Source organism: Novosphingobium sp. CECT 9465 (assembly GCF_920987055.1).
Lineage (GTDB): Bacteria > Pseudomonadota > Alphaproteobacteria > Sphingomonadales > Sphingomonadaceae > Novosphingobium.
Window position 1 is genome coordinate 1939066 of sequence record NZ_CAKLBX010000001.1, and the last position, 21820, is coordinate 1960885.

A 21820-nucleotide genomic window follows, 5' to 3' on the forward strand; every position below is an offset into this window, starting at 1 on the left:
TGCGGCTCAACTGGCGCGTTTGAGCCGTGCCAGTTCCGCATCAAGCTCCTTCAATACCTGTTGGCGCGTTGATTCAGGCAATCCCTTGTCCCGCGCAATCTCGGCACGAGCATTGGCTATGCCCTCGGCAGCCTGCGCCCTGGCCTGCTTGCCAATTTCCCCTGGCGTACCGCACATTCGCACACGGACGCGGGTCAGTTTGCCGTCGGCTTCCGATGACGTATCGACGTTGGAAACGATTTCCTTGCCATCGCAGCGATCCGCTTCTTCCGTGACCACATCGGTGACCTGCTCGCCCCTGTCGTCCACCACGATCACACGCTGCTTCATCACGCGGTGCCCGCCATCGGCCACTGGAGGCACGGGCGGCAAAGGCGGGATGCGTTCTTCAGCCGAAGCGATGCGTTGCTCCACTTCCAGATCGGAAAGCGCCTTGTCGGTCTGGAACACGAATGTCTTGCCATCGCGCGTGATGGTGCGGACATATTCGCGTCCATTGGCATCACCATGCTTTTCGACGATGACGATCTGCTTGCCCACGGCAGGCGGTGCCGGAGGTGTGGGAGGTGCTGGCGGAACCGGCGGAACCGGCGCCTGCGCGGCTCCATAGGCGACTGTTCCGGCAGTCACGGCCAGAACGGCACCAGCCAGCAGCGCAAATTTCGAACGCACGATATTGCTCATCGAACCAAACTCCCCGCCGGGACAACGCACGGCCTCAAATGCATTGCGCCGGGATACATGATCCCGGCGCAAGCTGTTCTGGGGTTCGACTAACCGCTGGCCAGAATGGACCAGCGACGTGGTATCAGTAAACGCGCTTCTTCGGCTTGATGTACTCGACATCATCGGTCAGCGTATATTCGTGGACCGGACGGTAGTCGATCTTGACCTCGCCGCCCTTGCCGCCCCAGCCGTTGAACCAGGCTGCGGTGTGCTTCATCCATTCGGCATCGTTGCGATCGGGGAAATCTTCGTGCGCGTGGGCGCCACGGCTTTCCTTGCGGTTGTATGCCGAATGCATCGTCACCGACGCCTGGCTTATAAGGTTATCGAGTTCGAGTGTTTCGACCAGATCGGAATTCCAGATCAGCGAACGGTCGGACACGTTGATGTCCTGCATGCGTTCATAGGTCGCTGCCAGCTTGACCTTGCCTTCTGCCATCAGTTCATCGGTGCGGAACACCGCTGCATGGGCCGACATCGTGCGCTGCATTTCGATGCGCACTTCTGCCGTGGGCGAGCCGCCCTTGGCATGGCGGAAGTGATCAAGGCGACCGAGCGACATATCCGCGCTGTCCTTGGGCAGCGCGTTGTGCGACGTGCCCGGCTTGATCAGTTCCTTGAGGCGCAGGCCGGTCGCGCGGCCGAAAACGACGAGATCGATCAGCGAGTTCGAGCCGAGGCGGTTGGCACCATGAACCGAAACACACGCCGCTTCACCCACAGCGAACAGGCCCGGAATGATCGTTTCAGGATTGCCGTCCGCGCCGATGGTCACGACTTCGCCGTGATAATTGCAGGGAATGCCGCCCATGTTGTAATGCACGGTCGGAACCACCGGCAGCGGCTGGCGGGTCAGGTCCACACCGGCAAAGATCTTGCCGCTTTCGGTGATGCCCGGCAGGCGTTCGGCAAGAACCTTCTGGTCGATATGATCAAGATGCAGGAAGATGTGGTCCTTGTGGGGACCGACGCCGCGACCTTCGCGGATTTCGAGAGCCATCGACCGCGAAACAACGTCACGCGAGGCCAGATCCTTGGCCGATGGAGCATAGCGCTCCATGAAGCGCTCACCCTCGGAGTTGGTCAGGTAACCGCCCTCGCCGCGCGCGCCTTCGGTGATCAGTACGCCCGCGCCGTAGATCCCTGTCGGATGGAACTGCACGAACTCCATGTCCTGCAGCGGCAGGCCAGCGCGCAGCACCATGCCGCCGCCATCGCCGGTGCACGTGTGGGCCGACGTTGCGGTGAAGTACGAACGCCCATAGCCGCCGGTTGCCAGCACGACCGCGTGGCTGCGGAAGCGGTGGATCGAACCATCGTCCATGCACAGAGCGATCACGCCCCGGCACTGGCCGTTCTCCATGATCAGATCGATCGCGAAGTATTCGATGAAGAAGTCCGCGTCGTACTTCAGGCTCTGCTGATAGAGCGCATGAAGCATCGCGTGGCCGGTACGGTCAGCCGCAGCGCAAGTGCGCTGGACCGGGGGACCTTCGCCCATGTTCTGCATGTGGCCACCGAACGGGCGCTGGTAGATCGTGCCTTCGGCGTTGCGGCTGAAGGGAACCCCTGCGTGTTCCAGTTCGTAAACCGCTGCCGGGGCTTCACGCACCATGTATTCGATCGCATCCTGATCGCCCAGCCAGTCAGACCCCTTGACGGTGTCGTACATGTGCCAGGTCCAGTGATCCGGGCTGTTGTTGCCAAGGCTGGCTGCGATGCCGCCCTGCGCGGCCACCGTGTGCGAGCGGGTTGGGAAAACCTTGGTGATGCAGGCAGTGCGCAGGCCGGCCTGGGCAGAACCCATGGTAGCGCGCAGGCCCGATCCGCCCGCACCGACCACGACCGTGTCATAAGTGTGATCGATGATCTTGTAGGCAGGCTGAGTAGATGTGGAAGCCATGACTTACGCGCCCCCCAGCGCAATGCGCAAAACCGATAGAATGCCGAATGCGGCAGCCGCGAACGGCACGATGTTGACCAGAAGCCAGGCAGCGATCTTTCCGCCTTCTTCGTGTACGTAATCTTCAAGCATCACCTGAACACCCATGCGGGCGTGAGTGAAAGTGTTGATCATGATCAGGATCAGCGCGATCGACGGCAGTGGCCGGGCGACCCAGCCACGCACTGTGGCATAGCCATAGTCGGGCAGCAGCGCGAGGCTGACGATCAGGAACGTGATCAGGACAAGGTTGCCCACCGCCGTCAGGCGCGAGGTAAGCCAGTGATGCGTGCCGTGATGGCTGGAGCCGAGGCCCCGCACGCGGCCGATTGAGGTGCCGTTACCCATTAGGAGATGCCTCTCTTGATATACCAGTTCCCGCCGGCGCTCAGCGCAGCAGCAGGAAGGCCCAGAACAGGACGGTGGCGCTGATCGAGAAGACCAGCGTGATGACCGACCAGCGCGCATTGGCTTCGAGTTCGTACCCGGCCCCGACATCAAGTATCAGGTGGCGGATGCCCGAAGCGGCATGCTGGAAGAATGCCCAGGTCAACCCGACCAGAACGACCTTGCCGAGGAATGCGGTTGCCGCCTGAAGTCCGCCGCCCTCACCCGTCCAGGTGTAGTCGAGGAAAGACTGATAGCTTTCTGCACCGCTTGCCAGTGCACCGATCCACCACAGCAAAAGGCCCAGCCCTGCGAAGGCCAGACCATTGCCGGTGACGCGGTGCAGGATCGAGACCAGCATGGCCGGACCCCAGCGCCAGATCTGGAGATGCGGCGAAATCGGCCGTGCTTTGCGCGCCTGCGCCATGAACAAACCCCCTTGAAGTCAGCGTGGATCGCGAAACAGGCCGCGATCGGGATGCGATTCGTATTAGTCGAAATGACCCGTCGCGCAAGCGTATGCGGGATGTAAAAAAGGACAGCCCGTTGCGCGTACCCGCACGGCCTCCTAGACAGCGCTCATGATCATTCGTCCACTGTTGATTTTCGCTGCTGCTGTTACGGGCGCTTCATCCGCCCTTGCCGCACCCGCTGCTGCCGACCCCGTTGCCGGTCAGCGCTTCATCGAACAGTGCAAGGGCAAGGAGACTTTCGATGATCCCGCCCCGCCTGTACGGATATTCGGCAACGTGTGGTATGTCGGCACCTGCAACGTCACCGTCCTGTTGCTGACATCGCCCAAGGGGCATGTGCTGGTCGATGCCGCAACAGATGCAGCAGTTCCGGGCATCCTTGCGAACATCCGCGCTGCGGGCTTCGATCCCGAAGATGTGCGCTGGATCGTTTCGAGCCATGAGCACTTCGATCATGTCGGCGGACTGGCGGCGCTCAAGAAGGCGACCGGCGCCACGGTGATTGCGCGTGACGTGGCGGCACCGATCCTGCGCAGCGGAACGGTCCGTGCCAGCGACCCCCAGTTCGAGGAAATCCACGGCTTTGCCCCGGTAAAGCCTGACCGTGTGATGAAGGCGGGAGATATCCTGCGCGCCGGTTCGCTGCGCCTGACCATGCTGGCAACGCCGGGCCATACCGAAGGATCGACCAGCTGGGCATGGACGAGTTGCGAAGGCGCCGAGTGCGCCAGGTTCACCTATCTCGACAGCATCTCCGCACTCCCGTTGGGCACATACCGCTTTTCCGATCATCCAGAGCGCGTAGCGATGTTCCGCCGGACATTCGACATGATCGACGCGATGGACTGCGGCGTGGTGCTGACCCCGCACCCGTCAGTCAGCGCGATGGCCGAGCGCATGGCGGGGACCGAGCCGCTACAGGAAGCCGAGGACTGCCGCGTGATCGTGAAATCCGCGCGCGCCCGGCTGGATACGGCACTGCTGCCATGAGCTGGAAAGTGACGGCATTCGCCCCGCGCGACGTGGTTCAGGCAGCGCTTGTGGCGCATGAGGATGCCTGGGACTGGGATCACGATATCGTCATCGCCGGAAGCGAAATTGCCGAGGACAAGCCGGACGAATGGCAGCTTGAAGCGTGGATGGACCACAAGCCGTCCCGTCAGGACAAGGCAGCAATAGCCGCGCTGTTTGCCCATGGCGCACCGAATCTGGCGATCGAGCAACTGCCCGACGAGGACTGGGTGACGCTGAGCCAGCAGGGTGTCGAGCCGATCCGCGAAGGCGTCTTTTATGTTCACACTCCCGAATATCCGGCGCTGGAGGCAAGCGGCGTACGCGATTTCGTGATTCCCGCAAGCCAGGCCTTTGGCACCGGACAGCATGCGACGACCGCCGGTTGCCTGGCGATGCTGAGCCACATGAAAGCCAGCGGCGTGGTCGTGCGCAATCTGGCCGATATCGGCACGGGCACCGGCCTGCTGGCTTTTGCAGGCTTGCACTTGTGGCCCCGCACCCGCGCCATCGCCAGTGATATCGACCGTGTGTGCGGGCCGGTGGTAGCCGAAAACGCCGACAGCAACGGCGTGGCACTGGGCGATGGTCCCGGCCGGTTGGCCATGGTGATCGCCGCCGGGATGGACCATCCGCTTCTGGAGACAGCCGGTCCTTATGACCTGCTGATCGCCAATATCCTTGCCGGCCCGCTGGTGGAACTTGCGCCACATTTTGCCGAGGCGGTGGAGCCGGGCGGCAGCGTGCTGCTGGCAGGACTGCTCGAAACGCAGGAGACGACCGTGCGCGCGGCCTATCGCCGTGCAGGGTTCAGGTTAGCCGCGCGGATGGTACGCGGAGACTGGTCGATCCTGTGGCTGCGGCGTCGGCGGGACTGACTTACCCTGCGTTCCTGACGATTTCGGCCCAAGCGGCCTCGTCGATCACTTCGATACCGAGGGCTGCGGCCTGTTTTAGCTTGCTGCCCGCGCCCGGCCCGGCGACCACCAGCCCGGTCTTGGCCGAGACGGAACCCGCCGCCCGCGCACCAAGAGCTTCGGCCTGCGCCTTGGCTTCATCGCGGCTCATCGTTTCGAGCTTGCCGGTGAATACGACGATCTTTCCGGCGACGGCGCTGGCCCGTGTTTCAACGATGTAGGGCGGCGGCGAGACTTCGCAGAGCAGGTCTTCCCATACAGCCACATTGTGGGGTTCGTGGAAGAAATCGGCGAGCGCTTCGACGACGACCGGGCCGACGCCGTCGATGGAGAGCAGTTCGGCGTGTGCATCCTCCCCGCTCCGGGGAGGAGGAGCATCCGCAGGATGGTTGAGGGGGCCGGTGTATGGGTTCGAGTTATCGGGTGTCGCGCGCGAGGGTGAGTCCCCTCCACCGGCTGATGCCGGTCCCCCTCCCCGTACCGGGGAGGACTCGTGGTGCGCTGCCTCCGCCACTTCGCGCAGCGCGGGCAGTGTGACAAAACGCTTCATCAGATCGCGCGCCGTCACTGCCCCCACATGGCGGATGCCGAGGCCGAACAGCAGGCGCGCCGCGTCCGGCTCGCGCTTGGCTTCGATGGCTGCCAACAGGTTGTCCACAGACTTGTCCTTCCAGCCTTCGCGCCCCACTATGTCGGAACGGCGCTTGCGCAGGCGGAAGATGTCGGCAGGGCTTTCAAGCCAGCCCAGCTGGTAGAATTCGACAATGGTCTTTTCGCCCAGCCCTTCGATGTCGAGGGCAGCGCGGCTGACGAAGTGCTTGAGGCGTTCGACGCGTTGCGCAGGGCAGATCAGGCCCGCGGTGCAGCGCACATCGACTTCCCCCTCCTCCGCCACCGCTTCGGACTGGCATTCCGGGCAATGGTCGGGGAAATGATAGGGTTCGCGCGGTTCGTCGCGCGTGAGGTTTTCGACAATCTGCGGGATCACGTCGCCCGCGCGCTGGATCACGATGCGATCGCCGATGCGGACGCCGAGACGGCCGATCTCGTCGCGGTTGTGAAGCGTGACGTTGGTCACGGTGACGCCGCCGACCAGCACAGGCTTCAGCCGACCGACCGGGGTCAGCTTGCCGGTGCGGCCCACCTGTATGTCGATGGCTTCCAGCGTGGTTTCGGCGCGTTCGGCGGGAAACTTGTGCGCCATGCCCCAGCGCGGCGCCTTGGCGACGAAACCGAGACGTTCCTGCCAGTCGAGCCGATCGACTTTGTAGACCACGCCATCGATATCATAGAGCAAGTCTGCCCGTTGCTGACCGATGCTGCGATAATGCGCCAGCAGGTTTTCGGTCGAAGTGCAGCGCACCAGTAACGGAGAAACCGGCACACCCCAGCGCGCGATCTTCTGCATCATTTCGAACTGGGTCGTGGCAGGCACTTCGCTGGCCGCACCCCAGCCATGCGCAAGGAAGCGCAAGGGGCGACTGGCGGTGACGGTCGCGTCCTTCTGGCGCAGCGATCCGGCGGCGGCATTGCGCGGGTTGGCGAATATCTTGTCGCCTTTTGATTCTTGTGCGGCGTTAAGCGCGAGGAAGTCGGCCTTGGCCATGTAGACCTCGCCGCGAATTTCGAAGACTTCGGGGGGGGTTGACGTTGGGCCACCACCCCCAACCCCCTCCTCTAAAGAGGAGGGGGTTGGGGGGTGGTGCTCGCGCGATTCCAGAACCTGCGGAATATCGGCGATATGCGCGACATTGGCGGTGACATCTTCACCCACCTGCCCATCGCCGCGCGTGGCGGCGCGCACCAGCCTGCCGTTCTCATAGCGCAGTGAACACGACAGCCCGTCGATCTTGTCCTCGGCGGTCATCGCCACTTCGGCGTCATCGGGCAGCGCGAGGAAGCGGCGAACGCGCGCGACGAATTCGGCGACTTCTTCATCCGTGAACGAATTGTCGAGGCTCATCATGCGAACCTCGTGCGCCACCTTGCGCAAGGGCGAGGCCGCGACGTCATGGCCGACCAGCCCGCTGGGGCTGTCGGGCCGGACCAAGTGCGGGAATACGGCTTCGAGTTCCGCATTGCGGCGCACCAGCGCATCGTATTCCGCGTCCGATACTTCGGGCGAATCCTCGGCATGGTAAAGCCGGTTATGCTTGGCGATCTGCTTCGCAAGCCGCATCAACTCATTGGCGGCTTCGGCTTCGCTCGTTGCGGGCGTGGCGTTCAACTCCCCCTCCTCTTCAGAGGAGGGGGTTGGGGGGTGGTGTCTGTTCAACGCTCAACCTCTGCCCGCGCCCCAAACCCTGCGATGATCGGGCGAGCCTTGCGGATGGCGTCCTGCACCTGGGGCAAGCCCAAGCTGGCCTTGTGCGAGGCTTCGTCTTTCCAGACTTCGGTGATCCAGATCGCGTTTTCGTCGCCCTTGTCGCGCCAGATTTCGTAGGACAGGTTGCCCGGCATATTGCCGCTGCCTTCGGAGAGGTAGCCGATCAGTTCATTGCGCTTGCCGGGGGCCGCAAGCATCTGGCCGATGATCGCGTAGACATCCTCAGGGTCGATTTCATCCATGGCGTTGCCCTTTGTGGCGAACAGGAGCGTGGCGGCGGCGCTGCCAACGAAAATGCGGCGGTTCACTATCATGCCTGTTCCAGCAGGCGATCCGCCTGGGCGCGCGCTTCGGCGGTAACTTCGGCACCCGACAGCATCCGGGCGATCTCTTCCTTGCGCGCGGGCGCATCGAGCAGGCCGACCGAGGTGCGCGTGACCGTGCCTTGGGAGGACTTGGCGATCATGTAGTGCCGATCCCCCCGCGCAGCGACTTGCGGACTGTGCGTGACGGCAAGGAGCTGCCCGGCGGATGCAAGCCGCGCGAGGCGTTCGCCAATGGCGCTGGCGACCGCGCCGCCAACACCGCGATCGATCTCGTCGAAAATGATCGTGGCGGCCCCGCCCTCTTCCGCCAGCGCGACTTTCAGCGCGAGGATGAAGCGCGAGAGTTCGCCGCCCGAAGCGATCTTGCCCAGAGGCGCGAAATCGGCGCCGGGGTTGGTCGAAATGAGAAATTCGACCGCGTCCAGTCCGCCTGCGCCCCAGCGATCGTCGGGCAGGCGCAGAACGGCAGTGTGGAACTTGGCCGAGTCCAGCTTCAACGGGGCGAGTTCGGCGGCAACCGCCTTGTCCAGACGGCGCGCGGCTTCGGCGCGGACCACTGAAAGCGTTTCGGCCTTGGCCTGATAATCGAGCGCGGCTTCGCGGGCGGAGCGTTCCAGCGCGCCGATCTGCGCCTCGCCGCCTTCGATGGCGTCCAGAGCGCTGCGCATCTCGACCATCCGGGCGGGGAGTTCGTCCACGGTGCAATTGTGCTTGCGGGCGGCGGCGCGCAGTTCGAACAGGCGGGTTTCGATGCGGTCAAGCATGGCCGGATCGTGCGCCAGCACTTCGGCGGCACGGGCAAGCTTGTCCTCGGCTTCGCCCGCTTCGATCACGGCACGGTCGAGCGATTCCAGCGCTTCGGCCAGCATGGGATGTTCCGATGCGATCCGGTCAAGGCGGCGGGCGGCGCTGCGCAAGCCTGCCAGCGCCGAGTCCGAACCGTCCCACAGGCGTTGCAGTTCAACCAGATCGCCCGAAAGGCGTTCGCCCTTCTGCATATCGGCGCGCTGGCCTGCCAGTTCGTCTTCCTCACCCGGTTCGGGAGCAAGAGCGGTGAGTTCGGCAAGGTGCGCCAGGAGCAGATCCTGTTCCTCTGCCGCCTTGTTCACCGCCGCGCGCGCCTGTGCCAGCGCGTCTTCGGCGCGGCGCCATTTGTGCCACGCCTGTTCGACGGCAGCAACATCGCCCCCGGCATAGCGATCGAGCAAGGCGCGGTGGCCGCGCGCGTTGACGAGGCCACGATCATCGTGCTGGCCGTGAAGCTCGACAAGGTTGCGGGCAATATCGCGCAGCAGGGCGACGCCGACCGGCTGATCGTTGATGAAGGCCTTCGATCCGCCATCGGCCTTGAGGCGGCGCTTGATTATCAAGGGTTCGCCCGGTTCCAGATCGACTTCCGCGTCGGACAGCGAGCTGCGGATCGGGTCTGGCAGGCGGGTGAATTCGAACGTGGCGGTGACACTGGCCTGATCCTCGCCACTGCGGACCAGACCGCTATCCGCGCGATCGCCCAGCACGAGGCCCAGCGCGTCGAGCAGGATCGACTTGCCGGCACCGGTTTCGCCGGTCAACACGCCCAGCCCGCCGCTGAACGACAGGTCCAGCGCTTCGATGAGCACCACATTGCGGATCGACAGGCCGGTGAGCATTGTTCGATTCTCTAGCGGCTTGTTGCCGGTTCGTCACCTGCGCATGTCGCGTTCGTTCCTGTCTTGTTTCATATGCGTGACACCCTGCCACACGCCCGCAATGCGACTCCGTCATAATTGGCGCATCTGAAGAAAGGTGCGCTTCATGGTTACTCGCGCGAAATGGAACGGATCGGCTCCGTTCAAGTCCTCCTCGGAGTTGTTTTCATCCATTCCGGCCTGGCTCGACATGCCGGAGCCGCGCGGTTTCCGACCAAAGCGCAAGCTGCGGACGGTGTTCATTTCCGACATTCACCTGGGTACGCGGGGATGCAACGCCACGCTGCTGCTCGATTTCCTCGCCTCGATCGAATGCGACACGCTTTATCTTGTGGGCGACATCGTTGACGGATGGCGGCTGCGCAAGGGCTGGTACTGGCCGGATTCGCATAACGAGGTGGTACGCCGCATCCTGAAAATGGCGCATCGCGGTACGCGCGTGGTGCTGATCGCGGGCAACCATGACGAGATGCTGCGGCCCTACGCGGGCATGGAATTCGGCGGGGTCGAACTCGCACTGGAAGCCATTCACGAAACCGCAGACGGTCGTCGCCTGCTGGTGACTCATGGTGACGGGTTCGACGGTGTGGTGCTCTATGCCCGCTGGCTCGCGTTCCTGGGCGACAAGGCCTATTCGCTGCTGCTGCGCGCCAATGGCTGGTTCAACGTGATACGCCGGCAATTGAAGATGCCGTACTGGTCGCTGTCTGCCTACCTGAAAAAGCGGGTGAAGAACGCGGTCGAATTCGTGTGCGATTTCGAGGAGGCCGTGGCCCATGCCGCGCGCGACATGGGCGTGGACGGAGTGGTCTGCGGCCACATCCACTGCGCGGAAATCCGCCAGATTGGCGATGTGACCTATTACAACGACGGTGACTGGGTGGAAAGCTGCACCGCGCTGGTCGAAGAACGCGACGGATCGATGGCGATCATCGACTGGGCCGAAGAAACGCGGCGCGCCGCTGCCGTCAAGGCCGTGCTCGCCCCCATTCCCGCGCTTGAGGAAGAACCCGCATGAGGATCGCGATCTGCACCGACGCCTGGCATCCGCAAGTCAACGGCGTGGTCCGCACACTGGCGGCCACGGTCGAGCGACTGGGCGCGCGCGGGCACGAGGTTGAACTGATCACGCCCAGCCAGTTCCGCACCATGCCGCTGCCAGGCTATAGCGAGATCCGGCTGGCGATGGCGCCGCGTTTCGGCACGCGCCGCACTCTGGCGGACTTTGCCCCCGACGTGGTGCATATCGCCACCGAAGGCCCGATCGGGTGGAGCGCGCGCAGTTGGTGCAAGGCCAATGGTGTACCCTTCACCAGCGCGTTTCATACCCGGTTCCCGGAATACGCGGCGGCACGTACGGGCTTGAAGCCCGACCGGTTCTGGCCGCTGATGCGCCGGTTCCACGCGCCAAGCCGCGCGGTGCTGGTATCAACGCCAACGCTGGCGGGGGAACTTGCACGACAGGGGATCGGGCAGACCCGTTTGTGGACGCGCGGGATTGACCGCGAACTGTTCCGCCCTGGCCATGAGCCGTTGCCGGAACTGGCAGGCGTTGCAGGTCCGGTTTTGCTGAGCGTCGGACGCGTTGCCATAGAGAAGAACCTGACCGCGTTTCTGGATGCCGAGATCGAGGGAACCAAGGTGGTCGTCGGCGATGGGCCAGACCTTGCGCGGCTGACCGCGCGTTACCCGCATGTGCGCTTTCTGGGTGCGCTGCATGGTCAGGCGCTGGCGCGGGCCTATTGTTCGGCCGATGTGTTCGTGTTCCCCAGCCGCACCGATACCTTCGGGCTGGTGATGATCGAGGCGCTGGCTTGCGGGGTGCCAGTGGCGGCGTTTCCGGTGCCGGGGCCGCTCGATGTGATCGGTGCGAACGGTTACGGGCCAGGAAGCGACCTGCCGATGAAGATCGGCGCTCTTGACGAAGACCTCGCCCGTGCCATCCAAAAGGCGCTTCGCTGCGACAAACTGGGTGCAGCGGTGCACGGAGCATCATTCAATTGGGATCGGGCAACCGATCAGTTCATCGAAGCGGTGAGCGAAGTGGCGCGGCCAATGCGTGAATTGCAGAGCGCCTGAGGCGGCAGCCTGATACTGAAATGCCCGGCAAGCGCCTGTGGCCTGCCGGGCATTCCTGTTTAAGCCAGATCGCGGACCTTGGGTTCTCGCGCCCAGTGACGGATCGGACCTACGTTGAGCAACTGATCGTTGGGAACGACGCCTTCGTCCGGCTCCACCCCGGCCTTGTCCAGGATAACCTTGGTGCCGGGGCAATGGGCGATCGTCTTGCAATGACCATAGGCGTCCATGAACCACTGAACCGCCGCACCTTGCATGGCAAGCTTGGCCGCAGCATCGGGCATCAGCACCGAGGCCACGGCATCGAACAGCACCGAGGGAGAACCATCGAGCTTGCCGTCAGCCTTGAGCGTACCACCCTTCACCGGAATGCCGCCGACCTTCGGTGCGACCAGAAATACGCTGCCGCCTTCGGCCTCGACGCCCTTTTTCAGCTTGTCGATCATCGCCTTGTCCGAACCTTCGGCAAAGAGGATGCCGACCTTGCGACCTTCGAAGGTCTTGAGCGCCTGCTTCTGAATCGAAAGCGCATCCGACACGGGCATTTCGACCGGCTCGCGCGCTACAGGCGCAGCTTTGGGCAAATCCATGGCCAAGCCTTCCGCAACCCGCGCGGCGAGGTCTTCATCGATATTGCGAAGGCGCGAGAGAATGCGGGTACGGACATGTTCCATCACGCATTTGGACAATTCAAACACCAGCGCTGACGCTATGTGCGCCTGCTCGCTCGGCGTTTGCGAGCGATAGAACAATGTCGCCTGGCTATAGTGATCGGCAAAGAGTTCCGCGCGAACGCGAACCTTCTCCGTCGGATCGTTGCGTTCGGCATTCTCGACGAAACTGGTGAAGCCGACATCGGGTGCTGCGCGCGGACCTGCATCTTCGCCCGCTTCGTCAAGGCTGTTGGGTTCGTAGTTTGCGCGACCCTTCGGCACGAGTGTTTGCATCAGGCCATCGCGCTGCATGTTATGGAACGGGCACTTGGGCGCGTTGATCGGGATCTGGTGAAAGTTCGTCGTGCCCAGACGCGATTTCTGCGTATCGAGATAGGAGAACAGACGACCTTGCAGCAATGGGTCGTTGCTGAAATCGATGCCCGGAATGACATTGCTGGGCAGGAACGCCGCTTGTTCGGTTTCGGCGAAGAAGTTGTCGACATTGCGGTTGAGCGTCATCCTACCGACGATCTCGACCGGGATTTCCTCTTCGGGAATCAGTTTTGTGGCGTCCAGCACATCGAAGGGCTGCTTGGCTGCCCATGCCTCGTCGAACACCTGTATGCCAAGGTCCCATGCCGGAAAATTGCCACTGTCGATGGATTCGAACAGGTCGCGGCGATGGAAATCAGGATCGGCGCCAGCGATCTTGACCGCCTCGTCCCACACCAGCGATTCAAGGCCGAGTACGGGCTTCCAGTGAAATTTGACGAACTTGCCCTCACCCGCTTCGTTGACGAAACGGAAGGTGTGGACGCCGAACCCTTCGATATTGCGAAGCGTACGCGGAATCGCACGGTCCGACATGGCCCACATGATCATGTGCATCGATTCCGGCATCAGGCCGATGAAGTCCCAAAACGTATCGTGGGCGCTGGCCGCCTGTGGATAGCCGCGATCGGCCTCCATCTTCACCGAATGGACAAGATCGGGAAACTTCATCGCATCCTGAATGAAGAACACGGGGATGTTGTTGCCGACAAGGTCCCAGTTTCCAGCATCGGTATAAAACTTGACTGCAAAACCGCGCACGTCACGCGGGGTATCGATCGACCCCGCGCCGCCAGCCACGGTGGAGAAACGCACGAACACTGGACACGTCGCGCCCGCTTCCTGCAGGATCGCCGCCTTGGTGAGTTCGGGAACAGCCTTGGTGCATTCGAACACGCCATGGGCGCCCGATCCGCGCGCGTGAACGATGCGTTCGGGAATGCGTTCATGATCGAAATGAAAGATCTTTTCGCGCAGGACGAAGTCTTCGAGCAGCGTCGGTCCGCGCGCACCGGCTTTCAGGCTGTTCTGGTTGTCGGCGATGCGGTGCCCGAAGTTGTCGGTCAGCACGGCCTGCGGATTTGCCGCGTCAGGCTTTGTATCCTGATGGGCTTCACCGCCAGCCCCTTCTCCGATATGATAGTCGAAAGCGCCCTCGCCCGGCTGATGATCGTGCAGGGCATTGTCCAAAGCGGGCGATGATGCGGCGGCTGGGGGCTGCTTGGGGGGTTTCATGTCTATCTCCGGTAGGCCCGGCGCAAATGCGCCATCCGTGGGGTCGCCCATCAACGGCATGAAGCAGCGGCGGTTCCGCAAAGGCAGACGAATGGGCGCAGACGAATGAACGACGGGGTGGGAGGAGCGACGCAATGAAGGGCGCCTCCTCGCGGAAGCGCCCTTCATGCAATCTGCGAGGCCGAAGGCCCTAGCTGGCCTGCGTGCCCGGCGCGTGCTTGTTCATCAGTTCGAATGACCGTTCATACCACTTGCTGCCGGGATAGTTCGCACCAAGCACGGCGGCAACCTTCTGCGCTTCGACCGGAAGGCCAAGCGAGAGGTAGCTTTCGACCAGGCGGTACAGGGCTTCAGGAGCATGGCTGGTGGTCTGGAACTTGTCGGCCACAGTGCGGAAGCGCATCGTTCCGGCAAGCCATTTGCCGCTGCGCTGGTACATGCGGCCGATTTCCATTTCCTTGCCCGCAAGGTGATCGTTGATCAGATCGATCTTCAGGCGAGCATCGGCGGCGTAATCGGTATTCGGGTAACGGCGGACCAGTTCGTTCATCGCGGTCAACGCCTGCTGCGTGATCTTCTGGTCACGCGTAACGTCGCTGATCTGCTCGTAATAGCACAACGCGATCAGATAATAGGCGTAAGGCGCATCCTTGTTGCCCGGATGAATCGAGAGGAAACGCTGCGCCGACTGCACCGATTTAGAATAATCGCGCGCGGCGTAATAGCTGAACGCGCTCATCAACTGGGCGCGGCGCGCCCATGGCGAATAAGGGTGCTGGCGCTCGACTTCATCGAACAGGGCGGCTGCCTGCTTTGAATCGCCACGATCAAGGCGATCCTTCGCTGCAACATAGAGCGTATCGACATCGCGCGCGACGTAGGCGACGTCCTTCTTGCCCTTCCCCCCCGCGCAGCCAGCGGTCAGCCCCATGGCGAGGCAGGTGGCTGCAAGGACGGCGAAACGCAGCGGGCGGCGCAAGCCGTCATGCGGGAGGGCGGGAAGCATCATGCCGACCCTATAGCCAGCCGGTTCCTGAACGCCAAGTGAAGTTGAGGCCACGGGCAAAGCTTTCGTGGAGTTCTGCGCAAAAGAGTCATCAGGCGTCGGCAAAGGGTGCTTCGACAGCGATCGGGTCAGCCAGCGTGATCCGATCAAGTATCGCCGCGGTTTCATCGCGCAGGAGCAGCATCAAGCCGCGCAAACGGCATTCCGCTTCGGGCAGGCAATTGGTGCAATGTTCGTGCGCATTGCGGCTGGCACAGGGCACCAGCGCGAGGCTGCCGCGCGTCAGACGAATGATATCGCCATACCGGATATCGAGCGGAGGCAGTGCCAGTTCATAGCCGCCATCGCGGCCACGATGCGATATGACGATGCCTTCGCGCGCCATTTCAGAAAGGATCACGGTCAGGAACTTGCGCGGGATATTCTGCGCTTCGGCAATCGCGTCAAGCCGCACCGGCCCCTGGCCCCAAGTGCCTGCCAGATGCTGAAGTGCCCGAATGGTATAACGCGTCTTCTGCGAAAGCATGGCAGAGAAATGAACGCTTGAGCGCGAATGTCAACGCCAATGGTAGAATTAACCTGTCCCGTCTGGCGGAGAGACCAATACCGTTTGCAAATACAAGCCCTGGCTTCGTCGTTGCCAGCCTCCCGCAGCAAGGTGAAGCAATCCAGAGCGACGTGTAATGACACTGGATTGCTTCGTCGGCTTCGCCTCCTCGCAATGACGAAGGGATGTTTGCGAAGGGTATAATCGCCAAAGGAAAAGGCCCCGCATCTTGCGATACGGGGCCTTTCGATGCGACAGGGCGTGGGTTCAGCGCGCGGACTTTTGCAGGAAGGCGATCAGATCGGCGCGGTCCTGTGCATTGGCCATCGGCGGGAACGCCATGCGATTGCCTGGGATATTCTTTGCAGGAGCGGCAAGGTAAGCATCCAGCGTGGCGGCGTTCCACACTACGGCCTTGTTCTTCATCGCTGGCGAATAATTGAAATTGGGCATCGTACCGGACGTGCGGCCGATGACACCCTTCAGCGACGGGCCAAGCCGGGTGGCCCCGGTATTGAGATCGTGACAGGCCGCACAACGGGCAAAAATCGTCTTCCCGCGGGCGGGATCGCCAGCAGGCTGGGCCATCGCGCCGCTAACCCCTGCCAGGGCAACAGTTGCAGATACGATCAGGGCGATACGCTTCATGGCGTGGTTTCCTTCGAACATTTTCCGGGCATTAGGGCGTACTGGCTTTCCGCACCCTGAATGTCGTGCCGCCTGACGGAATCAGTCCTTGGCCGGTGCCAGCAGGTAAAGCTTCATCACGATGCGGAACAACTCCGACTTCTCTCGCGCGGTCAGGCAGGCCGTCAATTCGCGTTCGTGACCGATGATGGTTTCACGCGAGATGGCAAGAACTTCACGGCCGGACTCCGTCAGCCACAGGCCTCCTGCACGGCGATCGAGCTTGGAGGGTTCGTTTATCACGAAGCCGTTCTTCATCAACTGGCGGACGAACTGGTGGACTGTGGGCCGCTCTATCTGGAAAAATCTGGAAAGATCGGTCTGCTTTACGCCGGGATTGGCATTGACCAGCCACAGGATGGCAACCTGCTTCGGCGTGACATTGAGCGGAACGAGACGCTTTTCCAGACGTGTGACGAACAGGGTGTTGACCGTTCCGATGTGCAACCCAAGGACCGAATCGAGTCCATCCAGATCCAGTTCGGGAACAACGGATTGACGGGTAATCTCAGCCGAGGCCACACATGGTCCTTCCAACGCTAGCCAAGCGCGTACCGCGGGTAAAACCCGTGACCGCAACAAACCAAGGAAAACGAATCCTGTTTCATTAGTAAAGCGAACGATTAACTGCAAAGCGTTTGTGATCGTGGCAAAGCCGAAAGTGGCGAAGCACACGGAGTTTCCGGGTAACAGGCATTTCGGGCGACATTTCGGGAGGGCGACATGAACTTGAGAAATCTGGCGGTGTTTATCGCGGCGCTTTGCTGGCAATCCAGCTTCGGCCATGCCGCTGACGGACCTGCCGCACCCGCGCCGGTACTTGTCTATGCCTTTTCGGTAAAAGCCACGCTGGACCCTGTGGTGGAGCAGGGCGAAGTGGATAGCGGGCGGCGGCGCTTCATTCCGATTACCGGCGGTACGGTGACCGGCCCCGCCCTTACCGGCGCAGTGCTGCCGGGTGGCGGCGACTGGCAGGTTATCCTGCCCGGCGGACTGACGAGTATCGAGGCGCGCTATTTCCTGAAGGCCACCGACGGGACGGTGATTGAAGTGACCAACCCCGGTGTCCGAACCGCAGCGCCCGAAGTGATCGAGAAACTGGCAAAGGGCGAGGCCGTCGATCCGTCAGCCTACTATTTCCGCACGACGCCGCGCTTTGTCGTGAAAGACGGCCCCCACGCCTGGCTACGGCGCAAGGCTTTCGTGGCGCGCGGGATTCGCAAGCCTGACAGCGTGGTGATCGACTTCTATACGGTGGAGTGATGCGGCCTCAGGCCTCGACCGGCGCAGTGGTCATGCCAAGCGCGGGGATGCCGACTGAACGCCTGCCACCGTAATCGGTGCGAACGACGATCAGGTTGCTCTTTTCGAGGTGCTCCAGAAGGCGGCGGATGCGGCCTGACGAGCGCGTACCATAGATCGTGGCAAGCGCTTCGTCGTCAGGGCATGGCGCACCCTCCATTGCCGCGCGGGCCAGCGCGAGGAACGGTGCGAGCAGATCGTCGGGTACTTCACGCGCGATGCCGAGCAGGTCCTGCCACCGCGCCTCGCCATCATCCGCGATCCCCGCCACGGCCATGGCAAAGCGACGGCGAAAGGCGTTGAGGTCCATGCCGGGCAGAATGCGCAACATTCTGCAACGCACGGTGAAGTCCTGATAAAGCTGGGCTGCGGGCTGAAACGTGCAATCTGGCTCCAGCGCCATTTCAGCAAGCACGGCGGCGATGCTGGCCGCCGTTTCCTCTGCTGCAAACAGACTGGGTTCAACCGGCGGATCGACCTTTTCGCCCGCCGGCACGAATTCCGCAATCTGTCCCAGCAATTCGTCGCTCTCGACCGGAACGATTTCAGGTTCGGGCCTGCGCGGCATCGGCTCCATTGCCAGCGGTTCGGACAGCAGCAGCGATTCCATTTCGGCGCCGCCCGCATTGGGCAGCGGCATCAGGCCGTGAATGACGTTGCGGGCGCTCGTCTGCACATCAGCGATACGCACGCCAACCGGACGGCGCGCAATGGCCGGGCCAAGCCCCAGAAAATGGCCGCGTTCAAGATCGCGGATCTGCTCGGCCTGTTTGCGCTCCATGCCCAGAAGATCAGCCGCGCGCGCCATGTCGATATCGAGGAACGTACGCCCCATCAGGAAATTCGAGGCTTCTGCCGCCACGTTCTTGGCCAGCTTGGCAAGACGCTGCGTGGCGATGACCCCTGCCAACCCGCGCTTGCGCCCGCGACACATCAGGTTGGTCATGGCTGAAAGGCTGAGGCGGCGCACTTCATCGGAAACATCGCCCGCCGCGGCAGGGGCGAACATCTGTGCCTCGTCAACGACCACCAGCGCGGGATACCATTCATCGCGCGGGGCATCGAACAGGGTATTGAGGAAGACGGCCGCACAACGCATCTGCGCTTCGAGTTCCAGCCCATCGAGCGTGAGGATCACCGACGCGCGATGCTTGCGAATGCGCGCGGCAAGCCTGGCGATTTCGGAAGCGTCATAGGCCGATCCATCGACCACGACATGACCGAAGGCATCGGCAAGCGTGACGAAATCCCCCTCTGGATCGATCACCACTTGCTGAACGATGCTGGCGCTCTGTTCCAGCAGCCGACGCAACAGGTGCGATTTGCCCGACCCGCTATTGCCCTGGACGAGCAGCCGCGTGGCAAGAAGTTCCTCGACGTCGATCCTGACAGGGGCGCCGGACCGGTCGGCACCGATGACGATGGTTGCGCTCACTTGCGCGTCTCTGGCCGAATACCGCAGAATCGGCAAGGCGGGCATGCGCGATTTCCCCGGTCTTTTAAGACCGCCAAGGGCAAACGGCGACGTGGCTGTTGAATGCCACGCCGCCGTCCTGCGACCCGAAAGGCTGCGGGGGACAGCCGCTTCGGAAACTCAACCCAAACGGATCAGGAAATCAAACGCAGAAAGCGCCGCTTTCGATCCTTCGCCCATCGCGATGATGATCTGCTTGTATGGCACCGTCGTCGCATCGCCCGCGCCAAACACGCCCGGCAGGCTGGTGGCGCCGCGCGCATCGACCTCTATTTCACCGCGCGGCGAAAGGTCGATCGCGCCCTTCAGCCATTCGGTATTCGGCACGAGACCGATCTGCACGAAGATGCCTTCCAGTTCGACGGTGTGCAGGACTTCGCTTTCGCGGTCCTTGTAGACAAGCCCGGTGACCTTGGCGCCATCGCCAAGAACCTCGGTGGTCATCGCCGACGTGATGATCGTGACATTCGGCAGCGAACGCAGCTTCGTCTGGAGCACCGCATCGGCCCGCAACTGGCTGCCGAATTCGATCAGCGTGACATGCGCCACGATCCCGGCAAGGTCGATTGCAGCTTCAACGCCCGAATTGCCGCCGCCAATCACTGCCGTACGCTTGCCCTTGAACAGCGGGCCATCGCAGTGCGGGCAGTAGGCCACGCCCTTGTTGCGGTATTCGTCCTCGCCCGGCACACCCATCTGCCGCCAGCGCGCGCCAGTGGACAGGATCAGCGTCTTCGCCTTCAGACTTGCGCCATTCTCCAGGCGGATTTCGTGCAGGCCATCGGCGCCTGCCGGAACCAGCCCGGTCGCCTTCTGCAGGTTCATCACGTCGACTTCGTATTCCCTGACGTGATTTTCCAGTTGCGCCGCCAGCTTGGGTCCTTCGGTGTGCTGCACGGAAATGAAGTTCTCGATACCCATCGTGTCAAGCACCTGACCGCCAAAGCGCTCGGCCACCACCCCGGTACGGATGCCCTTGCGCGCAGCATAGATAGCCGCAGCAGCCCCGGCAGGACCACCGCCGACCACGAGCACGTCGAATGGCTTCTTGGCAGCGATCTTCTCCGCAGCGCGCGCCGATGCGTTGGTATCGAGCTTGGCGACGATCTGCGCGAGGTCCATGCGGCCGGAGCCGAAGGGCTGACCGTTCAAGAAAACCGTGGGCACGGCCATGATCTGGCGGCGCTCGACCTCGTCCTTGAACAGCGCGCCATCGATGGCGACATGGCTGACGTCGGGATTCAGCGCGGCCATGATGTTCAGCGCCTGAACCACGTCGGGACAGTTCTGGCAGGTGAGCGAGAAGAATGTTTCGAAGTGCAGCGGCCCTTCAAGTCCGCGCACCTGTTCGAGCAGGTCGGCTTCTTCCTTGGGCGGGTGACCACCGACATGGAGCAGTGCCAGCACCAGCGAGGTAAACTCGTGCCCCATGGGCAGGCCTGCAAAGACGGCTTGCGCCCTGCCCTCGTTAGCGCGGATCGCGAAGCTGGGCGCCCGCTCGTCCGTACCGTCAAAGCGCGCGGAAACCTTGTCGGACTGAGCCGCGACTTCTTCAATCAGCGCGCGCATTTCTGCCGATTTCGGGCTGTCATCAAGCGTTGCCACCAGCTCGACCGGACGGCGCAGATTGCCGAGATAGGCCTTGAGCTGGGCGGTGGCATTGGCGTCGAGAACGGGCATGGTACAAACCTTTCAGGCAGAGGACCCTGCGCGTCACCGTCTGGTCGGCGCGCGGGGATCGGAAATCAGGGTGATCGGGTGGCGTGGAACCGGCGGGCCGCCCATCAGCGGCACGGCCCGTCCGGGGTGTTGGACGGGCTGGCCCCACGCGGCCACCCCGTCCTGGGGAAATCAGATCTTGCCGACGAGGTCGAACGAAGGAGCTAGCGTTTCGCCACCTTCTTCCCACTTGGCCGGGCAGACCTGGCCGGGGTTCTCGCGCCAGTACTTGGCAGCCTTGATCTTGCGCAGCAGTTCCGCAGCGTTGCGGCCCACGCCCTCAGGCGTGATTTCGACAAGCTGGATCGTGCCGTCGGGATCGGTCACGAAGGTGCCACGGTCAGCAAGGCCGACGCCTTCGCGCAGGATGCCGAAGTTGTTGGAGATCGTGTGGTTCTGGTCGCCGAGCATGTAATAGTTGATCTTGCCGACAGCCGGCGAGCTGTCATGCCAGGCCTTGTGGCTGAAGTGCGTGTCGGTCGACACCGAGTACACTTCAACGCCGAGGCTCTGAAGTTCGCCATAGATGTTGGCGAGGTCTTCGAGTTCGGTCGGGCAAACGAACGTGAAATCGGCGGGGTAGAAGAAGAACACGCCCCACTTGCCGACAACGTCAGCATCGCTGACATCGACGAAAGTGCCCTGATGGTAGGCAGTGGCCTGGAATGGCTTAAGCTTGGTTCCGACGATCGACATAGACTCAAATCCTTCTGATTGGTCGGTTGGGAAACTCGTTGCGATTGCCGAGGTAGTGCATCACCCCCGGTTTTTCCAACGAGCAATTCCGCCCTCTTTGATTGATTGCCTCGATCAATAAACAGATTTTGCATCGCGTTTTGATGTGATCAGATCGCCCGGCGGGATGCATTTTCGGGCAGTTTCGCTGGCAAATGCAATTTTCACAGCGGGTTTCGCACTTTCTGCACTTGTCGAATCATTCAAGACAAACCAAGTGGCGAATTGCAATGGAACGATTTCGTTCAATTTA

The 21820-nt window shown here is 62.4% G+C and carries 21 protein-coding genes; 5 read left to right on the forward strand and 16 right to left on the reverse strand.

Features of this window, described 5'->3' with window-relative positions; translation table 11 throughout:
* Positions 1-6: 6 nt before the first annotated feature.
* From LUA85_RS09440 to sdhC, 4 genes are all read right to left on the reverse strand, one after another.
* Positions 7-684, reverse strand: coding sequence for a hypothetical protein (locus LUA85_RS09440; protein WP_231469054.1), 678 nt, complete (start codon positions 682-684; stop codon positions 7-9).
* Positions 685-808: 124 nt separating this feature from the next.
* Positions 809-2629, reverse strand: coding sequence for a succinate dehydrogenase flavoprotein subunit (gene sdhA / locus LUA85_RS09445; protein WP_231469056.1), 1821 nt, complete (start codon positions 2627-2629; stop codon positions 809-811).
* Positions 2630-2632: 3 nt separating this feature from the next.
* Entirely contained in the window at positions 2633-3016 is a 384-nt protein-coding gene (sdhD, locus tag LUA85_RS09450; protein ID WP_231469058.1) for a succinate dehydrogenase, hydrophobic membrane anchor protein, read from the reverse strand.
* Between the two features lie 40 nt (positions 3017-3056).
* Positions 3057-3482: a succinate dehydrogenase, cytochrome b556 subunit gene (sdhC, locus tag LUA85_RS09455; RefSeq protein WP_231469060.1), complete on the reverse strand. Its 426-nt coding sequence runs from the start codon at positions 3480-3482 to the stop codon at positions 3057-3059.
* 154 nt (positions 3483-3636) lie between these two features.
* Between sdhC and bla the strand changes: the two genes are divergently transcribed.
* A complete protein-coding gene (gene bla, locus LUA85_RS09460) occupies positions 3637-4518 on the forward strand; it encodes a subclass B3 metallo-beta-lactamase (protein ID WP_231469061.1) in 882 nt (293 codons plus the stop codon).
* Positions 4515-5417: a 50S ribosomal protein L11 methyltransferase gene (locus tag LUA85_RS09465; protein WP_231469063.1), complete on the forward strand. Its 903-nt coding sequence runs from the start codon at positions 4515-4517 to the stop codon at positions 5415-5417. Before bla ends, LUA85_RS09465 begins: the two co-directional genes overlap by 4 nt.
* 1 nt (position 5418) lies before the next feature.
* Here LUA85_RS09465 and ligA read toward each other — a convergent pair whose 3' ends face one another.
* The 3 genes from ligA to recN all read right to left on the reverse strand — a co-directional run bounded on the left by ligA (position 5419) and on the right by recN (position 9757).
* Entirely contained in the window at positions 5419-7635 is a 2217-nt protein-coding gene (gene ligA / locus LUA85_RS09470) for an NAD-dependent DNA ligase LigA (RefSeq protein ID WP_231471821.1), read from the reverse strand.
* A 92-nt stretch (positions 7636-7727) separates the two neighbouring features.
* Positions 7728-8096 carry a putative quinol monooxygenase gene (locus LUA85_RS09475; protein ID WP_231469065.1) on the reverse strand — a complete coding sequence of 123 codons (369 nt, stop codon included), beginning with the start codon at positions 8094-8096 and terminating at the stop codon, positions 7728-7730.
* Positions 8093-9757 carry a DNA repair protein RecN gene (recN, locus tag LUA85_RS09480; RefSeq protein ID WP_231469067.1) on the reverse strand — a complete coding sequence of 555 codons (1665 nt, stop codon included), beginning with the start codon at positions 9755-9757 and terminating at the stop codon, positions 8093-8095. The genes LUA85_RS09475 and recN overlap by 4 nt, the downstream gene beginning before the upstream one ends.
* Before the next feature lie 145 nt (positions 9758-9902).
* Between recN and LUA85_RS09485 the strand changes: the two genes are divergently transcribed.
* A complete protein-coding gene (locus tag LUA85_RS09485) occupies positions 9903-10814 on the forward strand; it encodes a UDP-2,3-diacylglucosamine diphosphatase (protein ID WP_371823668.1) in 912 nt (303 codons plus the stop codon).
* Positions 10811-11875, forward strand: coding sequence for a glycosyltransferase family 1 protein (locus LUA85_RS09490; protein ID WP_231469068.1), 1065 nt, complete (start codon positions 10811-10813; stop codon positions 11873-11875). The genes LUA85_RS09485 and LUA85_RS09490 overlap by 4 nt, the downstream gene beginning before the upstream one ends.
* 59 nt (positions 11876-11934) lie before the next feature.
* On the opposite strand, the gene LUA85_RS09495 is transcribed toward LUA85_RS09490, so the two are convergent.
* The 5 genes from LUA85_RS09495 to LUA85_RS09515 all read right to left on the reverse strand — a co-directional run bounded on the left by LUA85_RS09495 (position 11935) and on the right by LUA85_RS09515 (position 16859).
* Positions 11935-14097 (reverse strand): catalase, encoded by a 2163-nt coding sequence (locus LUA85_RS09495; protein WP_231469070.1) that lies wholly within the window; start codon positions 14095-14097, stop codon positions 11935-11937.
* 190 nt (positions 14098-14287) lie between these two features.
* A complete protein-coding gene (locus LUA85_RS09500) occupies positions 14288-15106 on the reverse strand; it encodes an outer membrane protein assembly factor BamD (RefSeq protein ID WP_256448245.1) in 819 nt (272 codons plus the stop codon).
* An 88-nt stretch (positions 15107-15194) separates the two neighbouring features.
* Positions 15195-15629, reverse strand: a complete 435-nt coding sequence (locus tag LUA85_RS09505; protein WP_231469072.1) for an Rrf2 family transcriptional regulator — start codon at positions 15627-15629, stop codon at positions 15195-15197.
* A gap of 288 nt (positions 15630-15917) precedes the next feature.
* Entirely contained in the window at positions 15918-16298 is a 381-nt protein-coding gene (locus LUA85_RS09510) for a cytochrome c family protein (protein ID WP_231469074.1), read from the reverse strand.
* Positions 16299-16379: 81 nt separating this feature from the next.
* On the reverse strand, positions 16380-16859 hold the full coding sequence (locus LUA85_RS09515; RefSeq protein ID WP_231469076.1) for a MarR family winged helix-turn-helix transcriptional regulator: 480 nt from the start codon (positions 16857-16859) through the stop codon (positions 16380-16382).
* A 201-nt stretch (positions 16860-17060) separates the two neighbouring features.
* On the opposite strand from LUA85_RS09515, the gene LUA85_RS09520 reads away from it, so the two are divergent.
* A complete protein-coding gene (locus LUA85_RS09520; RefSeq protein WP_231469079.1) occupies positions 17061-17600 on the forward strand; it encodes a DUF3237 domain-containing protein in 540 nt (179 codons plus the stop codon).
* Between the two features lie 7 nt (positions 17601-17607).
* Here the strand turns inward: LUA85_RS09520 and LUA85_RS09525 are convergent, their stop codons facing one another.
* The 4 genes from LUA85_RS09525 to LUA85_RS09540 all read right to left on the reverse strand — a co-directional run bounded on the left by LUA85_RS09525 (position 17608) and on the right by LUA85_RS09540 (position 21816).
* A complete protein-coding gene (locus LUA85_RS09525) occupies positions 17608-19074 on the reverse strand; it encodes an ATP-binding protein (protein WP_231469081.1) in 1467 nt (488 codons plus the stop codon).
* Between the two features lie 159 nt (positions 19075-19233).
* Positions 19234-20793 carry an alkyl hydroperoxide reductase subunit F gene (gene ahpF, locus LUA85_RS09530; protein WP_231469083.1) on the reverse strand — a complete coding sequence of 520 codons (1560 nt, stop codon included), beginning with the start codon at positions 20791-20793 and terminating at the stop codon, positions 19234-19236.
* Between the two features lie 171 nt (positions 20794-20964).
* A complete protein-coding gene (ahpC, locus tag LUA85_RS09535) occupies positions 20965-21528 on the reverse strand; it encodes an alkyl hydroperoxide reductase subunit C (RefSeq protein ID WP_231469085.1) in 564 nt (187 codons plus the stop codon).
* A 114-nt stretch (positions 21529-21642) separates the two neighbouring features.
* Positions 21643-21816, reverse strand: coding sequence for a hypothetical protein (locus LUA85_RS09540; protein ID WP_231469087.1), 174 nt, complete (start codon positions 21814-21816; stop codon positions 21643-21645).
* Positions 21817-21820: the final 4 nt, after the last annotated feature.

Coding starts and splice junctions, on each gene's coding strand:
- LUA85_RS09510 (WP_231469074.1), bottom strand. CDS start 16,298: ATGAAGCGTATCGCCCTGATCGTATCTGCAACTGTTGCCCTGGCAGGG.
- LUA85_RS09465 (WP_231469063.1), top strand. CDS start 4,515: ATGAGCTGGAAAGTGACGGCATTCGCCCCGCGCGACGTGGTTCAGGCA.
- LUA85_RS09505 (WP_231469072.1), bottom strand. CDS start 15,629: ATGCTTTCGCAGAAGACGCGTTATACCATTCGGGCACTTCAGCATCTG.
- sdhA (WP_231469056.1), bottom strand. CDS start 2,629: ATGGCTTCCACATCTACTCAGCCTGCCTACAAGATCATCGATCACACT.
- ligA (WP_231471821.1), bottom strand. CDS start 7,635: ATGCGGCTTGCGAAGCAGATCGCCAAGCATAACCGGCTTTACCATGCC.
- LUA85_RS09520 (WP_231469079.1), top strand. CDS start 17,061: ATGAACTTGAGAAATCTGGCGGTGTTTATCGCGGCGCTTTGCTGGCAA.
- sdhC (WP_231469060.1), bottom strand. CDS start 3,482: ATGGCGCAGGCGCGCAAAGCACGGCCGATTTCGCCGCATCTCCAGATC.
- ahpC (WP_231469085.1), bottom strand. CDS start 21,528: ATGTCGATCGTCGGAACCAAGCTTAAGCCATTCCAGGCCACTGCCTAC.
- LUA85_RS09490 (WP_231469068.1), top strand. CDS start 10,811: ATGAGGATCGCGATCTGCACCGACGCCTGGCATCCGCAAGTCAACGGC.
- LUA85_RS09495 (WP_231469070.1), bottom strand. CDS start 14,097: ATGAAACCCCCCAAGCAGCCCCCAGCCGCCGCATCATCGCCCGCTTTG.
- recN (WP_231469067.1), bottom strand. CDS start 9,757: ATGCTCACCGGCCTGTCGATCCGCAATGTGGTGCTCATCGAAGCGCTG.
- sdhD (WP_231469058.1), bottom strand. CDS start 3,016: ATGGGTAACGGCACCTCAATCGGCCGCGTGCGGGGCCTCGGCTCCAGC.
- LUA85_RS09440 (WP_231469054.1), bottom strand. CDS start 684: ATGAGCAATATCGTGCGTTCGAAATTTGCGCTGCTGGCTGGTGCCGTT.
- LUA85_RS09475 (WP_231469065.1), bottom strand. CDS start 8,096: ATGATAGTGAACCGCCGCATTTTCGTTGGCAGCGCCGCCGCCACGCTC.
- LUA85_RS09485 (WP_371823668.1), top strand. CDS start 9,903: ATGGTTACTCGCGCGAAATGGAACGGATCGGCTCCGTTCAAGTCCTCC.
- LUA85_RS09500 (WP_256448245.1), bottom strand. CDS start 15,106: ATGATGCTTCCCGCCCTCCCGCATGACGGCTTGCGCCGCCCGCTGCGT.
- ahpF (WP_231469083.1), bottom strand. CDS start 20,793: ATGCCCGTTCTCGACGCCAATGCCACCGCCCAGCTCAAGGCCTATCTC.
- bla (WP_231469061.1), top strand. CDS start 3,637: ATGATCATTCGTCCACTGTTGATTTTCGCTGCTGCTGTTACGGGCGCT.